This window comes from Rothia sp. HMSC061E04, assembly GCF_001813685.1.
Taxonomy (GTDB): Bacteria; Actinomycetota; Actinomycetes; order Actinomycetales; family Micrococcaceae; genus Rothia; species Rothia mucilaginosa.
The window spans coordinates 174243-194393 of the sequence record NZ_KV813705.1 but is presented as its reverse complement, the minus strand read 5'-3'; the positions used below and the strand labels follow the sequence as shown (position 1 = coordinate 194393).

The window sequence follows — 20151 nt, the reverse complement described above, 5'->3', positions numbered from 1 at the left end:
GCTGGTGTTTTCGTGACCTTCTTTAGACGCACCCCCGCAGCAAGCCCTGAATTTACCCCTCCGGCAACCGTACAGTCTATTGCGGTGCTCGGCGCCGGTAGCTGGGGCACCGCTTTCGCTAAGATCGCGGCGGATGCTGCCCGTGAGCGTGGTGAGGACACTCGCGTGACCCTCATCGGTCGTGATGAGCAGGTGATGGCTGAGTGCGAGCACACCCGCGAGAATGCCCGCTATTTTCCGGGAATGAAGCTGCCGGATAACATGCACTTCACGGCGGATGCCCCCGCGGCGCTGACCGGCGCCGATATTGTGGTTCTTGCCTTGCCCGCGCAGGTTCTGCGTTCGCAGTTGCAGAGCTTCGCCCGCTATATTGAGCCGAACGCCATGCTGGTTTCTTTGGCGAAGGGCCTGGAGACCGGCACGGGTCAGCGCATGTCGCAGGTCATTACCGAGGAGCTGGAAGAGTCCTTGGCTCTGCGTGGTGCTGATCTGCGCGCGATCGGCCATATTCCGCACCGCGTGTGCGTGCTCTCGGGCCCGAACCTGGCGAAGGAAATCATGGGGGAGGAGCCTACCGCCTCCGTGGTTGCGGCTCGTACCCTGCCGGTGGCTGAGTCTGTTGCTCACGCGATTGCGTGCGCGTACTTCCGCCCGTACACCAACACGGATGTGGTGGGTACCGAAATTGGCGGCCTGGTGAAGAACGTGATTGCGCTTTGTGTGGGTATTTGCGAGGGCCGCAATTACGGCGATAACTCGAAGGCGTCCATCATGACTCGCGGTCTGGCGGAGATTACCCGCCTGGCGGTGGCGTTGGGCGGCGAGGCTGCGACGATGAGCGGTCTTGCCGGTATGGGCGACTTGATTGCGACCTGCTCTTCGCCGCTGTCTCGTAACCACACGGCGGGCCGTCTGCTGGCTCAGGGTATTACCCCTGACCGCCTGCACGAGCACATGAGCCAGACCGCTGAGTCGATTAAGTCGGCGCCGGTGGTGGCTGAGTTGGCTCGTCGTCACGGCGTGGAGATGCCCATTGTTGAGGCTGTGGTGGCTGTGCTTTCGGGCCGTATTGGCATTGAGGAGTTGGCGCCTCAGCTGCTGGGTCGCCGCCTCAAGCATGAGAGCCACTAGGTTTTGAAGCTTTCTGGTGTGCTGGTAACCACTTGATTAATGGTGTGTGCCAGGACATGCTAGAAGAAGAATGAACGTAGACATCCGAGGACTGATACCGTTGCGGAAGACCGGTGCGCGAGAAACGCATTAGTGACCGCGACGGTATTCATGCGTTAGGATTATTGACGCATTGCCGTTCTACCTTCCGGACCTGAGGGTAGGGGAACATTGACTAGGAGAAATATATGACCGAGAAGAAGACCGTCGCCCTGCTGTGCGGTGGCCGCTCCTCCGAGCACCCCATTTCGCTCATTACCGCCGCTGGCGTGCTGGGTGCCATCGACCGCACCGCCTACGAGGTCATCACTATCGGCATTACCCGTGACGGCCGCTGGTACCTGACCGATGAGCAGCAGCTTGCCGAGCTGACCGCTGGCACTCGCGGTACCGCAGAGTTCCCCGAGGGTACCCAGCAGGTGTTCCTGCCGATGGGTACTGGTGATTCCCGCTTGACCCTGGTGGATGCTGAGGGTATCGTTACCCGCACCGCACCGGTGGACGTTGTGTTCCCGCTGCTACACGGCCCCTTCGGTGAGGACGGCACCGTGCAGGGTCTACTGGAAATGGCTGACCTGCACTATGTGGGTTGCGGTGTGACCGCATCCGCTGTGGGCATGGATAAGCACTTCATGAAGGTTGCTTTCGAGTCCGCTGGCCTGGAGGTCGGCCCCTACGAGGTTGTCACCAACCGCGAGTGGGAGCACGAGGACCGCGAGCAGATTCTGGAGCGCGTGCTGAAGCTGGGCTTCCCCCTGTTCGTGAAGCCGACTCGCGCAGGTTCTTCCTTCGGTATTACCAAGGTGGATTCGGTGGAGGAGCTCGTGCCCGCGATTGAAGAGGCACGCCGCCACGACCCGAAGATCATTATTGAGGCAGGTATTGTGGGCCGCGAAATCGAGTGCGCTGTGCTCGATGGCCACCACGGCGAGATGCCCCGCGCATCCTACCCCGGCGAGATTGAGGTTGTGGACCAGGACCACGGCTTCTACGACTTCGAGGCGAAGTACGTTTCTGAGTCTTCCGCTGTGACCGTGTGCCCGGCAAACCTGCCGCAGGATGTGCAGGAGCGCCTGCGTGAGCTGGCCGTGAAGGCGTTCCTGGCGCTGGATGGTGAGGGTCTGTCTCGTGCGGACTTCTTCTACACTGAGGACGGCCGCCTGGTCATCAACGAGGTGAACACCATGCCCGGCTTCACCCCGATTTCGATGTACAAGACCATGTGGGAGAACACCGGTATCTCTTACACTGATTTGATTAGCGAGCTGCTGACCCTGGCGATGGAACGCCCCCTGGGTCTGCGCTAGTTTTAGAGAGTGCTTAACGAGCGGACTAAGTTCTTTAGGTGACGCTTAGCATATGAATATTTAACGGTGGGGGAACGCCCCTGCCGCAAGGCGCCTCGGTGCGGATTCTTGAGAGTCTGTACCGGGGTTTTCTTGCGCGGCTGGCAAGTCGGTTGCCGAGGAAAGCGGTGAATTGGTACGTATTTCCAGTATATATGCTGATGAGAATCGTTTGTTTTAATTCATGAAAAAATCACTTATACCCACCTTGGAGCTACTCGAATGGGGGAGCGTAAGTTCTAAAGCGGCACTGATAAGGAGAAATGGAATTCTGCTCACAAGTGCATAAAATGATGCTTCTGGATAATGAAAAGATTCGATAGATGGTTCTTGCACTTGGTGAATCTCAAAGCTCGCTAGGAAAGCGCTAAAATGGGTAATGAAGAAAAAGCTGATTCGGTAGAATAGATGAAGGCATCTCCGGTTCACCTAATGACCGGATATCTATTCACTCACAATGTATTAGAAAGTCAAGGACAACCTTTGGGAAAACGAAACCGTAAGGTGGTCTCTGCGAGTCTGGCGACAGCACTGGTTGCTTCCGGAAGTCCATACGTAGCCTTATTTGCTCAAGGTGTGCAGGAGGCGGCGTCACAGCTTCCGTCAAACCCTGTTGACGCCGCAGAACAAGCCCTAGACCCCACCGCTAACGCGGCATCTTCCTCTCAGACGGCAGTACCCACGCTCGCAACCGTGAGCGCATGGCCCACCGCTCAGGGGGACAATAAGACTGACAACGCGCGGGCAGAGCCCATCGCTCAGCCTAGCGCTTCTTCGAGCGCTCAGCCCACCGCTAGCGCCGAGCCTTCCGCGAGTGCTACGCCCAGCCCGGATGCGACTCCTACCCCGAACGCTACCGCGCAGCCCACTGCCGAGCCTTCCGCTTCTGCGAGTCCTAGCGTAGAGGCTTCTAAGGATGCGACCGCTGAGCCTACCGCTACGCCGACTGTAGCTCCTAGCGCAAGTGCCGAACCGAGTGTTGCTCCTACCGCAACTCCGACGGTTGAGCCGACTGTAGCTCCGACTGCGGAGCCTACGGTCCAGCCGACGGCAGAACCTACTGTTGCTCCCACTGCGGAGCCTACGGTCCAGCCGACGGCAGAACCTACTGTTGCTCCCACTCCGGAGCCGACCGTAGCGCCTACTGTGGAGCCCACCGCAGAACCCACCAAGGATGCAACTCCTGAGCCTACGGTAGAGCCCACTCCTGAACCTACTCCCGAGCCGACTCAGGAACCGACTGAGGCACCCACCCAGGATCCTTCTCAGGTTCCGGTCGTTCCGGCCCCGGTTCAGGATCCGACTCAGGAGCCCTCCAAGGAAGCTAAGCAGGAGCCGACTAACGAGCCGACCAAGGATGCGGTCATCCCCGTGATTCCGGTAGCTCCCGTAGCTCCGGTAGAGGATAACAAGGACAGCTCGGACTCCAAATCGGTTACCCCGATTGAGACCGAACCTGTTGCTCCGATTCCTCCGGCGAACAACCCAGTGACCACCCCCAACAACCGTCAGAAAATCTCTGGGGAAGATGTCATTATCTCCATTGAGATTCCGCGACCGGGCGACTCCTCTGAAACTTCAAGATCCTCTTCGGGATTTTCAAGTTCTTCATCGAGTACCAAGGCACCGAATGGCAGGCTTGGTAACGACGAGAATGATCCGTTGCGCTCTGGGGGCACCACCCTCGGACGAATCGCAGCTAACGGCTCGAATGACTCCATCCCTGGTGCGGCAGACTGGGTTGCTGGATACCTCTCGCGCAATAAGACCGATGAGGACCGCTCCCAGATGGCAAGCCCCTCGAACTCCTCAAACTCGGCATCGGCTTCGAAGTCGCCCAGCTCCTCCGCCTCGGCTAGCGCCAGCCGCTCCGCAAAGAGCGTTGCAAAGGCTGACGGCGCGAACGCCGCCCAGGAGCAGACCGTGAAAAATGCGGACGCGGATGATTCCGGACTTTCCGGCATTGCACCGCTGATTCTCTTCTCGCTCATCGCTCTGGTGCTGATTGCTCTGGCAATCCGCTACTTTAGCCGCGGAGCATAAGGCGAACATAACGCGTAAGAATACGCGATAATAGAGGATGTGAATCCTCAGACTTTTAGCGAAACGCGGGACAACCCCATGCGAGAGACACCTCTCTCAAAGCTAGGAGAGTCCCGCGTTCTGCGCGCTTTCATGCCGATTATCAACGCCCACAACGAGCAGGTCGCCGCTACGGCACGCCAGGCGGGGCACTTTGAACCCCTTGATGTGGGTCCCGGTGACGACTGTGCCGTCCTCGCCGCGCCCGCGCCCGGTCAGCGTACCGTGGTCACCACCGACACTCTCGTTGAGAACCAGGACTTCATGAACCTGTGGCCCGGCGGTATTGCACGGGTGGGTGAGGCCGGTGAGTTCATTCTGGAACCTGCCCGCAGCAGCGGTTACGATGTGGGGCGCAAAGCCGCGACCCAGAACCTTGCCGACGTTGCCGCCATGGGTGCACGCCCGGTGAGCCTTTTTATCTCCTTGAGCTTGCCTGGTAGCACTCCTTACGGCTGGATTGACGGCTTCGCCCACGGCATTGTGGACGGAATCAACGTCTGCGGAGCCACCGGATGTGTGATTGGCGGTGGCGATATTGGCGACTCCACCGAAATGTCTGTGACTGTCACAGCCCTCGGCTACACGAATCGCGCCGTGCTGCGCTCCGGCGCACGCCCCGGCGACACTATCGCCCTGGCGGGACGTACCGCGTGGTCTGATGCCGGTCTGCGCCTGCTGCTCAACCGGCTCTCCCTGCCCGCCACGGCACTGTTGCGTGCCATCGCCGCAGGCCAGGAAGTCGAAGCGGCGCTGGATGCGGTGGGACAGGCGTGGGCTCAGAAGCAGATTGAAAAGCAGGGCGAGGGATCGGCTGTTGCTCTTCCCGAGGGGCTCATCGAGCTTGTCCGCACCCTCACCCCGGAAGATGCCGCGCACATGATTGCGGTCTGCGAGCGCGCCGTCGCGTCGCAGCACCACCCGGTCAGCCTCATCCCCGCCGGTGAGGTGGCGCGCCAGCATCAGGCAAGCTCTATGCTGGATCTTTCCGACGGGCTCGTCAAGGACGCCGGGCGACTTGCCGCCGCCTCCGGGGTGCAGATGCGTCTCGACCGTGCCGTCGTGGATGCGTTCGCCGAGCCGCTACTACCGTTGGCGCGCCTGCTGCTGGCGATTGGTGAGCGCAACGAGGCGGGGGAGAGCCCCGCATCCCTGGCGCGCACCTTCGTGCTGGTTGGCGGAGAGGACCACGGCCTGCTGGCGACCTTCCCCGGTGAGGTGCCCGAAGAGTTTGTGCCCCTGGGCACCTGCGTTGCGGACGCCCCGGAGCGAGGTCTGAGCGCCGAACTCTACGGTGCCGAGCGCCGCCACAATGCGGTGACCGGCGCGGCGGTCGTGATGGACGGCCGTTCCCTGGACGGCATGGGCTGGGAACACTACGGGGCTTCCGCGTAGGAGTTCCACCGAGTGCCGCGAGGCGCGTGCGGTTTGTATGTTTAGTCCGTGCTTTCGTCCTCTGGGCTTTCATCCCGCGGGATAGACGACGGGCAATACCGTACATTTAACCGAAATTACCTAGAATAGAAGTACGAAATAGGTTGGATTCCGCCCGTACCGCGGGCACCGGGAAATCAGTCGGGAACTAGCCACAAACTCAGCCGAGAACTAGTTGAGAAATCAGCCGAGAACCGAGCGAAACTGACAAAACCGACGAAACCGACGAGGAGGGTAGCGTGAACGCAGAACAGAACCAGCGCACCGAAGAACGCGAGATTTACCGCCGCGCCTGCGTGCGCGCCTACCGCTTCGGCGTAGCGTGGTCCACCGCCGCCCGCACCACCATCGAACGCTACCGCGAGGCGCTCAACGAACTCAATGGGTTCCCCGTGCCCGATAAGGACACCGGCTCCAATATCGCCCATACCCTGCTGACCCTGACCGAAGAGTTTGAGCGAGGCATGGAACAGGTTCTGCCCAGTGAGGCTCTGCCCCGTAAGGTTCTGCCTAGTGAGGTTCTTCCCGCTGGCGAAATTCCCGGCGGAGAGGGTGCCTGCGTGCCCGAGGCGGCGGGCGCCTCCGAAGAGGAAACCCTCGCCCACCTGTGGATTCAGCTGGGCGGAATCTACGAGCACGCGATTATGCGCGCATCCCGCGTAGCACGCGGCAACTCGGGTACCCTGCTTTGCGCTTGGACGCTGGAGGTGGTGCGTAGTTACTGGTTCCTGCCCGGAAACCTCGCTCGGGAGCTCGGCGACGCAGCCGATGAGCTGCCGCTCGTGCGTGCCCTGGAGACAGACTACGAGCGTGTGCTGGCTGGCGGTTCCCAGCCGAAGCATCGCGAAGTGAAGCTGGAGTACGCCCACGCGGAGGCGCGCGCGATGGCGTTCGCGGCTGAGCGTATTCGAGCCAGCGTGGGGGAGCAGATGGTGCCCTCCACGATGTTGTCGGTCATGGTGGAGCTCGCCCGCCTGGATGCACACTATGATGCATCGCAGGACGCAGAAGCCACTGACGAGACGCTGAAAGAGCGTCGACGTGCGCTGATGCGTGCCGCCCTGGAACGTACCGCACAATTCCCGCCCTCGCCCGAGCTTGCCGGTTTCGTGGATGCCGGCGCGCTCGGCTTCTACCTTGCCGTGGTGCACTCCAACCCGCGCTGGGAGGGCGCAACTCTGAGCGAGGCGCAGGTGGAGTCCATGCTGCGTGCTCCCTCTGCCGGTGTGACTTCTATAGCCGGTTCGGCGGCACGAGTGGGTTCTGAACAGGCGGGCTCTGAACTTGCCGAGCACGCAGAAGGTGGGCACGCAGAACACGCGGGGCAGAGCGGCTGGGAGATCATGGGTACGCTGACCTGCGAGCCCCTCGCCCTGGCGCAGCTACGCCCCGAACTTGAAGCCATGGGCGACAGCCTGCTCATTACGCCCCTGGACATGGCGGCTGGACTCTGGGCGTTGCACGTGCACGTTCCCGAAATCGACCCCGCCCGCAAGCTGATTATGGGCTACGGTCAGTGGTCGGATGAGCGTATTTCCTCCCTGACGGACGGTCACCACGCCGACCACGCGTGCGGTGCGGAGGGCGGCGCATGAGCCCCGCCCGACGTTCCGTGAACCCGCAGCAGGAAGCCCTGGACCTGGGGCTTCCCGAGCCTGCTCCCGCCAAAGCTAAGCCGACAAATACTAAGCCTGCGAAAGCTGAGGCAGCGCAGGGTGAGCCCGTAGATTCAACGGTTGTGGATCCTACCCGCGCTGGTTCTGTGACCCATGCTGATTCCGCGACCCGAGCCGGTTCTGTGACCCGTGCCCAGCCGCGGAAAAAGGATGCACCGCTACTGAGCGATGAACAGCTCCGCACCACCGCCGAGCTGACCGTGCGCGATCTTGCTGCCTACGCCCGAGGCGAGGTGAGCCGCGCCGAGCTGAGCGAACGCGCGGCACAGCGTGCCAGCGCCCCTTATCGTAAGGCGCTCAAGACGCTCAAACATTCGCTGGGTCCCGCCGCGCACACCATGACCGACGACGCTCTCTACGAGCTGGTCGATATTGCGTTGGCGGCACGGCAAGCTACTCAGCCGGAAGCACATCTGCCAGAATCTCCTCAGTCGGAATCACATCTGCCGGGGGAACCTGCCCGGAAAGCACCCGCCCGGAAGAAGCTAGCCCAGAAGAAGCCGACTCAGAAGGCACTTGCTCAGAAGGAACTAACTCAGAACAAACCGAGCCCGCAGGAGAGCGAAACTGCCGCGCGGGATATTTCGGCGCGCCCGCAAAAGGCAACGAAGGCAAGCGAAGAGGGCGAGCAGAAGCCTGCGCCGAAGAAGAATGCGCCGAAGAAGATCGAGCCCGAGGCGGAAGCTGAAAAGCCCGCACCCAAAAAGACTGCACCTAAAAAGGTTGTAGCGAAGAAGACTGCTCCCGCAAAGAAAGCAACCGAATCCGAATCCTCGGTGAAGAGGGTAGCTGACTCCAAGACCGCTACGCAGAAAACCCCCGCGCCGAAAAACGCTACGCAGAAAACCACGCCGACGAAAGCTTCCGCAAAGAAGGCAACTACTGCGAAGGTTGCGGCTGAGAAGCCCGCATCAGCCGCCGCGGAGGCTAAGAGCCGTGCCCTGGCGCGCTACGCCTCCGAAGACCGCATCGAAAATGCGCCGCTCAAAAAGTACCTGCCCGCGTCCACCGCCAAGGCAATCTCCACGCACCTGGACCTGCACACCGTCGGGGAGATGCTCGAATACTTCCCGCGCAAATACCTGCCGCGCGGTGAGCTCAGCTCCTTCGCCGAACTCGTTGAGGGTCAGGACGTCACCATCATTGCCCGCGTGGTACACGTGAGCACCCGAACTATGGCGGCGCGCCGCGGCAAAATCACGGAAGTGACCATCACCGACAGGCTCTCCGACGCCACCGGGCAGGATGCACCTGCAGGTTTTGGGGCTGCCGGTTTTGGTGCCGCTGACCTCGGTGCTGACGGTCCTGTATCCGTGGTGCACGGGCGCGCTAACCGCCCCGGCGCATCCAGCACATCCATCGTATCCGGTGCGCCCGCGCAGAACTGGCAGGCAACCGGGATGCACAACCCGCGCATTAACGCGCTCGCTAACTCCACGCAGAACCCAGCCGCCCAGATTCCCCGCGCCCAGAATCTCGCCGCTCAGAACCCTGCACAGGGCAGGGGAGCGCAGCCCGCCTCCTACAGCGGCTACGCAGACAGCTACGGTCAAGATTCGTTCGCGCAGGATAGTTTCGCGCAGGGAGGCCTCTTTGGCGTGCCCGCGCCCAGCATGACGAACCCCGGTGAGCTCATCGGCTCGCAGATGAAGCTTTCCTTCTTCAACGCCTGGACCGCCGCCCGCGAAATCCGCGAGGGTGAAACCATGATGTTCTCCGGCAGGGTCGGCATCTACCGCGGCGAATACACCCTCACCAACCCGCACTACGCCCTGCTCTCGAAGGACGCCTCCGGCGCGGACGTCACCGACGCCGCCACCGCCCCCGTGCCCGTCTACCGCGCCCCCGTGAAGCTGCCCACCGACCGCATTAGCGGCTACATGGCGCAGCTGCTCGAAAAGGTGCCGCTCAAAGAACTCGAAGACCCGGTGCCCTACACGATTCGTCGCGCCCGCAAGGTGCCCTCGCTGGAGTGGACGTACCGCGCCCTGCACACCCCCGACTCGGAGGACACCTGGCGTGCCGCGCAGGCACAGATGCGTTACCGCGAGGCGTTCGTGCTGCAGAGCGCTCTCGCCCGCCTGCATTCGGTGCGTGCCGCGGACCTGACCCAGCCGCGCCCCGCCGTGGAGGGCGGCCTCGCCGATCGGCTGCTTGAGGTTCTGCCCTACGAGCTGACCGAAGGGCAGCAGAAGGTGGGCGCTGAGATTGCAGCCGATTTGTCGAGTGAATCGCCCATGAACCGCCTGCTGCAAGGTGATGTGGGTTCCGGTAAGACCGTGGTGGCTCTGCGCGCCATGCTGCAGGTTGCCGATGCGGGTGGCCAGTCCGCGATGCTCGCCCCGACCGAGGTGCTTGCCGAGCAGCATTTGCGTTCGGTGCTGGACATCCTGGGGGATATGGCGGCGCCCGAAGACTCTGACGATTCAGCTGACGCTTCTGCCGAGGAAACTCCCTCGAGGAGCGGGGATGAACCCCGCCGTGTGCGCGTGCGCCTGCTGACCGCCTCCATGGGCACCCGCGCCAAGCGCAAGGTACTGCAGGAACTCGCCGACGGCACCGCCCAGATTGTGATTGGCACCCACGCCCTGCTTTCCGATGAGGTGAGCTTCCACGATTTGGGTCTGGTCGTCGTGGATGAGCAACACCGTTTCGGCGTGGAGCAGCGCGACGGCCTGCGCGGCACCGACGGCGCCCTGCCGCACCGCCTGGTCATGACCGCAACGCCCATTCCGCGTACCGTCGCGATGACCGTGTTCGGTGACCTGGATGTGTCCGTGCTCGACACCCTGCCCGTCGGCCGCCAGAAAATCTCAACGCACGTGGTGCCCCTTGCCGAGAAGCCCGCCTGGGCGTCCCGGCTGTGGAGGCGCGCCCGCGAAGAAATCGATGCGGGCCACCAGGTGTATGTTGTCGTACCCAAAATCGGGGAGGACGGCGACAGCCTGGAGGAAGGCGCCGCATTCTTTGGCGCATCCAGCCTGAACGGTGCGGGCGCAGGCAACTCAGCCCAGGGCTATTTCGGTCAGGGCGGTAATGCGAGCAGTGACGGCAAGGTTCAGCTGACCTCGGTCGCCTCAATGTATTCCTACCTGAGCGCTGAGGACGCCCTCGTCGGCGTGCGTATCGGCACCCTGCACGGCCGTATGGACCCGGCGGAGAAGACCGCCGTCATGACCGCTTTCGAGCGCGGTGAAATTGACCTGCTCATCAGCACCACCGTCATTGAGGTGGGCGTGAACGTCCCGAACGCCACGCTCATGATCATCATGGACGCCGACCGCTTCGGCATCTCGGGTCTGCACCAGCTGCGCGGTCGTGTGGGCCGAGGCGGCTACGCGGGCACCTGCCTGCTGGTTACCCGCCAGGAAGAGGGCGGCGTGTCCCGGGAGCGCCTGGATGCGGTCGCCTCTACCACGGACGGCTTTGAGCTCTCCCGCATCGACCTGGCGCAGCGCCGTGAGGGTGATATTCTGGGTGCTGCACAATCGGGCTCGAAGAGCACCCTGCGCTTCTTGCGGGCGCTCGCCGATGCTGACATTATTGAGCGTGCCCGCGAGGATGCCCGCTCGGTGGTGGAGAAGGACCCGACTCTGGCTAAGCATCCGTCTTTGGCGCGTACGATTGACCGTGCCCTGGACGCTGACCGTGAGGCGTTCCTCGGCAGGGGATAAGCGCCCAACGGGGCAGAACGCTCTGCCAGTCCTGCCCACCAATCTGCCTTGCCCACCACCGACTGAAACCGTGATTTCAACACACCGCACTAGATTAAGAGGAGAGACCCTATGAGCCGTATTATTTCCGGTGCCGCCGGAGGCGTTCGCCTTGTTTCGGTTCCGGGGGATAATACTCGCCCCACCACCGACCGGGTGAAGGAATCCCTCTTCTCCAAGCTGGAGAGCTACGACATTATTCGTGGCGCCCGCGTGCTGGACGCCTTTGGCGGTTCGGGTGCACTCGGTTGCGAGGCGCTCTCGCGCGGTGCGGCCTCCGTGACTCTGCTGGACACCTACCCGAAGGCTGTTGCGGTGATTCGCAAGAACGTTGCCGCGGTGGAGAAAGCGATGGGCCGTAGCGCTACCGGTTCTGCAGCGCGCGTGCAACAGTCTCAGGCGCTGACCTACGTGAAGTCCGTCTCCGGTCCGTGGGACCTGGTGTTTGTTGACCCGCCCTACGCCATGCCGAATGAGCAGGTCAGCGAGCTGCTGGAGGCGCTCACCCCCAAGCTTGCCGAGGGTGCCGTGGTCGTGGTGGAGCGTTCTTCGCGCGACCCGGAGCCTGTGTGGGGCGAGGGCCTGTACTGTTTTTCGACCCGTCAGCACGGCGAGACGGTTCTCTACTATGTGGAGCCTGACGAGGTGGAGGAGCAGGCGGGCGACGAATCCGGCGAGGACGCTGAAGAGCTCGCCGCCTAATCTTGCCGCCTCAGCCTGCGCTCGTCCGCATGCCACTAATCCGCATCCTAAATTCGCCCGCTTCTATTCATTCCAACATCTGATATTTATTAGTGAAGGGACCGCCATGATTGCCCTCTGCCCCGGATCTTTTGACCCCGTGCACCACGGCCACCTGGAAATCATTGCCCGCGCCGCTCAGCTCTTTGACGAGGTGATCGTGGGCGTGGCGCACAATAGTTCCAAGAAGTACCGTTTCTCTCTGGAGGAGCGTGTGCAGCTGGTGCGTGAGTCTCTGGAGGAGCTCGGCATTGAGGGCGTGAGCGTGGAGCCGATTCCGCCGGGTGTGCTGCTTGCCGAGTACGCGGCAGAGCGTGGCGCGAAGGTGCTGGTGAAGGGTCTGCGTTCGGCGACGGACTACAGCTATGAGGCTCCGATGGCGAGCATGAACCGCCACCTGGCGCAGGTTGAGACGGTGTTCTTGGCGGGTGAGGACCGCTATGGTGCGGTGTCGTCCACGATTATTCGTGAGGTGGCGTCGCTGGGTGGTGACGTGACTCCCTTCGTGCCGGAGGCGGTCGCCCGCGCCCTGAAGAGCGCCTAGAAAAACGCCTAAGCAACCCGGGCAACCCGGATGCGCACCCATCCAACACGCCCGACATGCCCACCGGCAGGGCCCGGCAGAATAACTCGCACCGCCGACCGGGCGATTAAACCCTTCCAGTAGTAGTCCCGTAGTACCCCTGACCGACCGATTAAGCGCCGCGCGGTGCCTCCTTAAGGGGATATTTAAGAGGTGAGCGCCACTTAAAGAGATTTAAAAGGCGCTTAATCTTGATTAACGGTGCGAATGACCCCTAAAATGGGACTTTGGTTTATACATTTCGTAAGGAGAAACGCCATTTCACGTGCAGACGCATCGCCGCTGGTTGTATCAGTCACTAACCTGATTCACCGCCCCGGCACCATGGAAACTCTCACTGAGGTTCTGCCCGCACCGGCAGACCTGGGTAACACGCTCATCGGCGTGGAAGAGGGTTCGGATATTGACCTCGATATTCGTATGGAGTCTGTTGTTGATGGTATCCTAGTTACCGGCTCCGTCGTTGTGGATGTACACGGCGAGTGTAGCCTCTGCTTGGATCCGATTGATTACGAGATGTCGGCCAATATTCAAGAGCTTTTCGTCTTTGAGAAGGCCCCGGCTGGCGGCCCCGAAGACGAAGTAGATGAGCAGTACGCCGTTGAGGATGATTCCATCGACCTTGAACCGGCTCTGCGGGACGCAGTAATCCTTCAACTGCCGTTCCAGCCTGTTTGTAGGGACACCTGCCAGGGTCTGTGCGCCGATTGCGGTGCGCGCCTGGAGGATGACCCCGGGCATCATCACGAGGTGTTGGATCCGCGCTGGTCGGCCCTACAGGGCCTGCTCGGTGCAGATACCGAAAACTAAATTGTTGTTACTAGAGATTGTGAGATAGCTGTGGCTGTTCCCAAGCGCAAGATGTCCCGCGCTAACACCCGCGCACGCCGTTCCCAGTGGAAGGCATCCGTGCCCCAGCTGGTTAAGACCGTTGAAAACGGTCGCGTGACCTACAGCCTGCCCCACCAGGCAAAGGTTGTAACCGACGCTGCAGGCAACGCCCTGTTCCTGGAGTACAAGGGCCGTAAGGTTGCAGACGCCTAAGAAGCGGTGAATCCTTATGACTGAATTTCCTAGTGTTGATACTAGGGAGTTGCGTAAACGTCTCGGAGTCGATATCGACGCCGAGACGTTTTTGCTATCCCTAACCCACCGCTCCTACGCCTTCGAGAACCCCGGGGCGGAGCATAATGAGCGCCTGGAGTTCCTGGGCGATTCGGTGCTTTCCCTGGCGATCGCTGAAGAAGTGTACCGACGCTACCCCGACCTGCCCGAGGGTGAGCTCGTGAAGCTGCACCACGTGGTGGTGTCTACGGTGGCGTTGGCGAAGGTGGCACGCGATCTGGATCTGGGCAGGTACATCCTGCTCGGTAAGGGCGAGATTCACACCGGCGGCGCCGATAAGGACTCGATCCTTGCCGACACCATGGAAGCGATTTTTGGCCTGACCTACCTGGAGTGCGGTCGCGAGGCGGCTCGTGACCTGGTTCTGCGCCTGATTGCGCCGCTGCTCGACGATGAGAAGGTCCTGAACTCTGGACGTGACTGGAAGACCGAGCTGCTGAACCTCGCCACCGCCCGCGGTTGGGGAGACGTGCGCTACGAGGTGACCGGCGAGGGCCCCGACCACGCGCGCGTGTACACTGCGGTCGCTATTGTGGCGAACCAGCAGGCCGGTACCGGTGTGGGTCCGAGCAAGAAGGAGGCGGAGCGCCTTGCCGCTGAGCAGGCGTACCGCGTTCTGGTTTAGGCTCTTTCAATCATCCTGCAGGTCTGTTAGCTCTGCGGGCTCTTGATTCTGCAGCCCCGCTGATTGGAGGGAACCATGCCCGAACTACCCGAGGTGGAAACCGTTCGCGCAGGTCTAGCCGACCATTCGTTGGGTCGGCCCGTGCGGGCGGTGCGCGTGGTCGATGCCCGTTCGCTGCGCAGGTACCTGCCCGGTCCCGCCCACTTTGAGGCGGCACTGACCGGCAGGGCGCTGCGCGGTGCCTACCGCCGCGGCAAGTACCTGTGGCTGACCCTGAGCGAGGCGGACGGCACGCTTGCCGAGGAGGCGCTCGTGGTGCATCTGGGTATGAGCGGTCAGCTGCTCGTGCGCGATGAGCCGGGCGGAGATTTGGGCAGCGAATCAGGCAGTGACTCAGGTAATGATTTGCAGGCGCGTGCGGCCTTTGATGAGCAGCCGCGGCATCTGCGCGTGGCGCTCGAGCTAGGACCGGCGGGAGCCACCGGCGGTGCGGCGAGCACCAACCGGGCATGCACCGGGCAGCGCTTGCTTTTTGTAGATCAGCGCATCTTCGGCGGCATGTTCCTCAGCCCGCTGGTACCGGACGTACCCGCGGCGGTTGCAGCGAATGAAGCTGCGGCGGGTGAAGTGCCGGAGCGTTTTCTCGTGCCGGAAGCGGTCAAGCACATTGCCCGCGACCCGCTGGACGAGTTCTTCGACCCCGCGGCGGTGCGCCGCAAGTTCCTGCGCACCTCCAGCGGCATTAAGAAGGTGTTGCTGGACCAGTCAGTAATCTCCGGCGTGGGCAATATCTACGCCGACGAGGCGCTGTGGCGTGCGCGGTTGCACTACGCGAAGCCCGCACGCACCCTTAGCGCCGCTCAAACCCGCGAACTGCTGGAGGCGGTCACCCAGGTGCTGCACGAGTCCCTGGCGGCTGGCGGCACGAGCTTCGACGCCCTGTACGTGAACGTGCTGGGCGAGTCTGGCTACTTTGAGCGCTCGCTGAACGCTTACGGTCGTGCCGGGGAGCCCTGCCACCGTTGCGCGGAGGCGGGCCGCACCTCCCTGATGGTGCGCGAACCGTTCCAGAACCGTTCGTCCTATCGTTGCCCGCACTGCCAGCGGGCGCCACGTTCTCGCTAGATAAAGGCTCACGCTAGATATGCGAATGACGGCGTAGCTACGTTCCTCCCAGATGGGGGATGTAGCTACGCCGTCATTCGTTTAAACCTCAATTGTATATACCGGGGGGCGAGGGAGTCAACCCGAAAGCCACCCCGACAAGAAGCGCTTAGCGGCTGTACCTGTCCCCGTAGAACAAGCCCAGACGCTCGTAACCTTCCTCAATCGACACGGCGGGCTCCCACTGCAGAAGCTCACGGGTGCGGCGCTGATCAAACCAGTGTGCGGTCGACAGCTGCTCGGCGAGGAACTCCGTCATCGGCGGCTCATCACCGGCAGTCACGTTCTTCGGCAGACGCTCCCACACGCGCTCAATGACCTTACCTGCCAGAGCCGCAACCTTCGCCGGAACCGAGAAACGCGGGGCGGGAACGCCCACCGCCTCACAGAAACCGCCCAGTAGCTCAGCGATAGTGCGCGGCTGACCGTTCGTCACCACCAGCGCCCGGCCCGCAAAAGCGTCGAGGCGCTGATAGCCGCGCACCACGGCATCCGCGGCGTTATCAATGTAGAGCGTGTCAATCAGGCCCGTACCGCCAGAGAGCAGCGGCAGACGGCCCGCGGCGGAACGCTCCAGAATACGCTCGACCAGCTGGGTATCGCCCGGACCCCACATCAGGTGGGGACGCAACGCACCCACGCGCAAAACTCCGCCACCGGGCAGAGCAGTGCCGTTCGCCTCCAGCGCCAGAAGCTCAGCGGCAGCCTTCGAACGCGCATAGTTACCGCGCGCATGCTCCGGGGACGCCACGCCGGCACCGTCACCCACAATCGCCGCACCGGCATGAGCCACCGACGGCGAGGAAATGTACAGGAATGAACCCACCGAATGGTTCAGCGCCGCCTGCAGCAGGGTGCGGGTGCCCTCAATGTTGATGCGCTCATAGTCAGCCCACTCGCCGCTGACCGAAACCTTCGCCGCGGCATGCACCACGCCGTTCACACCGGTCATCGCCAGATCCACAGCCTGCGCGTTCGTAATATCGCCGCGCACCTGCTCAAAACGCGGGTGAATCGAATCGGGCAGAAGCGCCGCAATACCCGAATCACCACGCTGAAAAACGCGCACATCATAGCCGGCACGCAGCAACGCCAGCACGCTCTCACGACCCAGTAGGCCGCTCGCACCGGTAAAGAGGATGCGCTCGCCAATACGCGGCGCGAAATCGGGCTCCTCAACCGGGCGCAGCGAACGCGGGGCGGGGTCGGTGTAGCGTGCCGCCAGCGGCTGCGCCGGCTTGCGGAACCGCGCCGTCGGGGAGGTCACCGCATGCGCAGTCGACAGGCGGTGCCCAGACAGGTGGGACACAGACAAGCGGGGTGCGGGCTCGTGGGAAGAGGACTCACGCGAAGAATGAGGGGACATCATACTCCTTAGGCATAGGGATCCGGCAGGCGCTTACGCCCCCGCAAGGACCTTCGACGCCCACTCACCCAGAGCGGGGCGGTCAATCTTCGAATTATGGCGAATATCGGTCGGATGCTCGTGCACCACCAGCACCGCGGCAAGCTCCACGCCGGTATCATCGGCAACCTTCTGACGCACCAGCTGCGAGAGCTCGAAGGGTGCCACACCCTCCGCAATGGGGAAGCGGCGCGCGCCGGGTACGCGATCGAGCAGGGCACGCTTGAGACCCGATGCTGACTGGCGCGCCTCCAACGCAGCAGTATTCGCGGATGCCTCAATGACCAGCACCGGTGCCGCAGTACCTGCAGGGCCCACCGCCACCAGGGCGGCGCGGCGAACCTCGGGCAGCGACTCGGCGGACTGCTCAGCCGCAACCGGGGTCAGCACGCCCTGCGAAGTCAGTAGCACGTGCGCGAGGCGACCCTCAACCCACAGGCGACCCGAAGTGTCCAGGTGTCCGACGTCACCGGTATGATGCCAACCCGGAGTGCTAATGGACTGCTCCTCAGTCACCCACAGGGTGTCGTAGCGGTCCTTCACATGCGGTGCAGACACCAGAATCTCACCGGTTACACCCGGCTCATGGGTCAGCTCATCCGCCACCGAACCGTCCTGCAGCAGCGGCGCAATAGCCACCGCCGCACCGTACACCGCGAAACCAACACACACGCCGTCACGGGCGAACGGGTCAAGCACCTCACCGGCAGCATTCGGGGTGCCCTCAGCAATTGCCTGGCGAATCATCTCGAAAGACACATCGGTCACCGGCAGACCCTCGGTCATGCCGTACGGGGTGTGCAGGGAGGCGTTCGGCACCAGGGCGGAGAGCGCCTCCAGCAACGGTACGGGAATCGGCGCGCCAGCACTCAGCACGGTCTGAACCTTAGCCAACGCCGCACGCTGCTCAGCGTTCAGCTCATCGGCGGTCGCCACCACATTCACCAGGGCGGCGGGGGAAGCAAACACGACCGACGCATCAATAGCCGCCGCAGCTGATGCCAATGCCGAAGCCGTCAGAGTCTTCGGGCGGGTCACATCCATCGTCGGGGTCACGCTGGTAGCACCCAGCGCCGGGCCCAACAGCGCAAACGGCGCGAAGCCAGCTACCAGGCCGCTACCGGGCGCAAAACCGTACGTGTTCGCAATGGCGTCGCGCATACCCGCCAGCTGACGCTGCGTGTACACCACACCCTTAGCCGGGCCGGTCGAACCGGAGGTGTACAGCACCGCCGCATCAGCATCCGGCACGGGGGAGGGGAACTCCACCACGGTCGGGGTGGGTACCGGCGCACCCGGAGTACCGTCAGCGGCGGGCGCGGTAAACACCGAACCGGCAACACCCAACAGCTTCTCCTGCACCGAACCCAGCGGCTCCACAGAAATACGCACACCCGGCCACAGCAGGGTACGGGCGGCACTGAGCGCGGCGGGAATACCCACCAGGAATCTCGGGTTAGCGCCCTTCAACGCGCGAGTCAGACCCGGAATACCCAGACCGGTATCAGCCACCACAATGACCGCGCCCAGCTTCATGCAGGCGTAAATCAGGGTGGTCAGGCGGGCACCCGGAGGCACCATCAGGTTCACACGGTCGCCCGGACGCACACCCAGGGCGTGCAGACGGGTCGCGGCGGCGTTGACCTGCTGGTTCAGCTCAGCCCAGGTCAGGGTCACAGAAACGGAGGTGCCGTCACCCTTGGGGTCCATATCCACCACGGCGGTGGAGGCGTCGTTGGCGCGTTCAGCCAGGGCAGTGAGCATGGGGCGGAACGCCGCAGGAACAGCGCCCTCAGCGCCTTCAGTACCCTCCGCGGCAGTGCCCTCGCCGGTAGTCAGGCCGTGGCGGCGCGCGCGGGCGGCACGATGCTCCGCCTCCGCATTACGCGCCGGAACCAGCACACCATCCTCCAGTGTGCCGAAAGTCTGTGCAAGCCACGAAATCATGGGGGAGGCAATGTCGTAATCCTCAATGACCAGGTGCGAGGCCTTCTCGTAGCGGTGCACCTTCGCCTGCGGCATGCGCTCCATCAGGTCGAACAGGTAGCGGCGCTGGAACACCGGGTCCTTCGTGCCCCACTGGAAGAACGCGGGCACGTCCAGGTCACGGATCTGCTCGGCAATACGCTGCATCGGCGTATAGGAAGGAATGTCGGTGCCGGTCGGAATATCGCCCACAAAATTACGCACACCCTCACGCCACGCCGAATGAGCGTACGGCGCACGGTACGTACGGTAAATCGCCTCGTTCAGAGGGCTCGGGTACAGGCGCTTGGGCTGCTGACCCACCGGCTGCGGCAGGGCACCATCAAGCGCCCCGGCACCGGCAGAACCCGGCGCGGGCAGGCGGCCCTCATTCTGAGCCAAACCCAAGGTCACATCAATAAACGCGGTCGAATCGTGAGTACCCCACTCGTGCACACCCAACGCCAGGCGCAGGGCGGCAGGGATATTTTCAATGCCGTCATGGTAGACCGCGGTGTTCGTCAGCATCACGCCCGAAAGAATCTCACGATGCTCCAGCGCCCACCCAAAGGACACCAGCCCACCCCAGTCATGGGCGAGAGTCACGAGCGGCTTATCGGTCTCATCCAGGCCGAGTGCCTTCGTGAAATCACCCAGGTCAGCGATACGGTCGGTCAGGGAGCGGCGCTCACCCTCCAAATCCAGGTGGGTGCGCTCCGAATAACCCATATCAATCTGGTCAACCGCAACCACACGCCACGGGGCGCGCTCATTCACGCCCGCATCCAGCACGGTACGCCACAGGTACGACCAAGTCGGGTTACCGTGCACGCACAGAATCGTGCCAATCGGCTCCAAACCCTGCTCGACCAGCACCGGAAGGTTATCCAGGTAGTGCCAGCGGCGCGCGCCAGCCTGCTGCGCCCGCTGCTCAATGGGGGCGGAGGTGGGCACCTCCAGAAGGTGGGAGTAGCGCGGGTTCACGCCCGCCCATTCCTCCGGGTTATACGGGGGCTGAGCCTTAGGGAAGTTCAAATGGCGCATGCTGGGGGAATCCTTCCGGATCGAATCGGTGAATGTCTACCGCAAAAGCTAACGGGTTACCGGTTAAAGGTTGCTGGC

Annotated in this window: 14 protein-coding genes; 12 read left to right on the top strand and 2 right to left on the bottom strand. The window is 62.7% G+C overall.

Annotated features, from left to right (window positions below; all coding sequences use genetic code 11):
- The first annotated feature begins 12 nt into the window (after window positions 1-12).
- The 12 genes from HMPREF2927_RS06635 (at window position 13) to mutM (ending at window position 15620) form a co-directional block, all read left to right on the top strand.
- Window positions 13-1131 (top strand): NAD(P)H-dependent glycerol-3-phosphate dehydrogenase, encoded by a 1119-nt coding sequence (locus tag HMPREF2927_RS06635; protein WP_070686600.1) that lies wholly within the window; start codon window positions 13-15, stop codon window positions 1129-1131.
- A gap of 227 nt (window positions 1132-1358) precedes the next feature.
- Complete coding sequence (locus HMPREF2927_RS06630) at window positions 1359-2477, top strand: D-alanine--D-alanine ligase family protein (RefSeq protein ID WP_070686598.1); 1119 nt, start codon at window positions 1359-1361, stop codon at window positions 2475-2477.
- A 522-nt stretch (window positions 2478-2999) separates the two neighbouring features.
- On the top strand, window positions 3000-4559 hold the full coding sequence (locus tag HMPREF2927_RS06625; protein WP_070686595.1) for a hypothetical protein: 1560 nt from the start codon (window positions 3000-3002) through the stop codon (window positions 4557-4559).
- 78 nt (window positions 4560-4637) lie between these two features.
- Window positions 4638-5993 (top strand): thiamine-phosphate kinase, encoded by a 1356-nt coding sequence (locus HMPREF2927_RS06620; RefSeq protein ID WP_070686593.1) that lies wholly within the window; start codon window positions 4638-4640, stop codon window positions 5991-5993.
- 278 nt (window positions 5994-6271) lie between these two features.
- Window positions 6272-7627 carry a DAK2 domain-containing protein gene (locus tag HMPREF2927_RS06615; RefSeq protein ID WP_070686591.1) on the top strand — a complete coding sequence of 452 codons (1356 nt, stop codon included), beginning with the start codon at window positions 6272-6274 and terminating at the stop codon, window positions 7625-7627.
- Window positions 7624-11382 (top strand): ATP-dependent DNA helicase RecG, encoded by a 3759-nt coding sequence (locus tag HMPREF2927_RS08935; RefSeq protein WP_083311217.1) that lies wholly within the window; start codon window positions 7624-7626, stop codon window positions 11380-11382. The genes HMPREF2927_RS06615 and HMPREF2927_RS08935 overlap by 4 nt, the downstream gene beginning before the upstream one ends.
- A gap of 111 nt (window positions 11383-11493) precedes the next feature.
- The gene (rsmD, locus tag HMPREF2927_RS06605; RefSeq protein ID WP_070686588.1) at window positions 11494-12123 is read left to right on the top strand and encodes a 16S rRNA (guanine(966)-N(2))-methyltransferase RsmD; all 630 of its coding nucleotides are present in this window, start codon (window positions 11494-11496) and stop codon (window positions 12121-12123) included.
- Window positions 12124-12229: 106 nt separating this feature from the next.
- Window positions 12230-12706, top strand: a complete 477-nt coding sequence (coaD, locus tag HMPREF2927_RS06600; RefSeq protein WP_070686587.1) for a pantetheine-phosphate adenylyltransferase — start codon at window positions 12230-12232, stop codon at window positions 12704-12706.
- Window positions 12707-12946: 240 nt separating this feature from the next.
- Entirely contained in the window at window positions 12947-13555 is a 609-nt protein-coding gene (locus tag HMPREF2927_RS06595) for a YceD family protein (protein WP_012903341.1), read from the top strand.
- 30 nt (window positions 13556-13585) lie between these two features.
- Entirely contained in the window at window positions 13586-13789 is a 204-nt protein-coding gene (gene rpmF, locus HMPREF2927_RS06590; RefSeq protein ID WP_005505656.1) for a 50S ribosomal protein L32, read from the top strand.
- A gap of 16 nt (window positions 13790-13805) precedes the next feature.
- Window positions 13806-14495 carry a ribonuclease III gene (gene rnc / locus HMPREF2927_RS06585; RefSeq protein WP_070686585.1) on the top strand — a complete coding sequence of 230 codons (690 nt, stop codon included), beginning with the start codon at window positions 13806-13808 and terminating at the stop codon, window positions 14493-14495.
- 75 nt (window positions 14496-14570) lie between these two features.
- Window positions 14571-15620 (top strand): bifunctional DNA-formamidopyrimidine glycosylase/DNA-(apurinic or apyrimidinic site) lyase, encoded by a 1050-nt coding sequence (gene mutM / locus HMPREF2927_RS06580; RefSeq protein ID WP_070686583.1) that lies wholly within the window; start codon window positions 14571-14573, stop codon window positions 15618-15620.
- A gap of 148 nt (window positions 15621-15768) precedes the next feature.
- Here the strand turns inward: mutM and HMPREF2927_RS06575 are convergent, their stop codons facing one another.
- Both HMPREF2927_RS06575 and HMPREF2927_RS06570 read right to left on the bottom strand, forming a co-directional pair.
- Window positions 15769-17025, bottom strand: a complete 1257-nt coding sequence (locus HMPREF2927_RS06575; protein ID WP_070686581.1) for an NAD-dependent epimerase/dehydratase family protein — start codon at window positions 17023-17025, stop codon at window positions 15769-15771.
- A gap of 33 nt (window positions 17026-17058) precedes the next feature.
- Window positions 17059-20073, bottom strand: coding sequence for an alpha/beta fold hydrolase (locus tag HMPREF2927_RS06570; protein ID WP_070686579.1), 3015 nt, complete (start codon window positions 20071-20073; stop codon window positions 17059-17061).
- Window positions 20074-20151 lie beyond the last annotated feature (78 nt).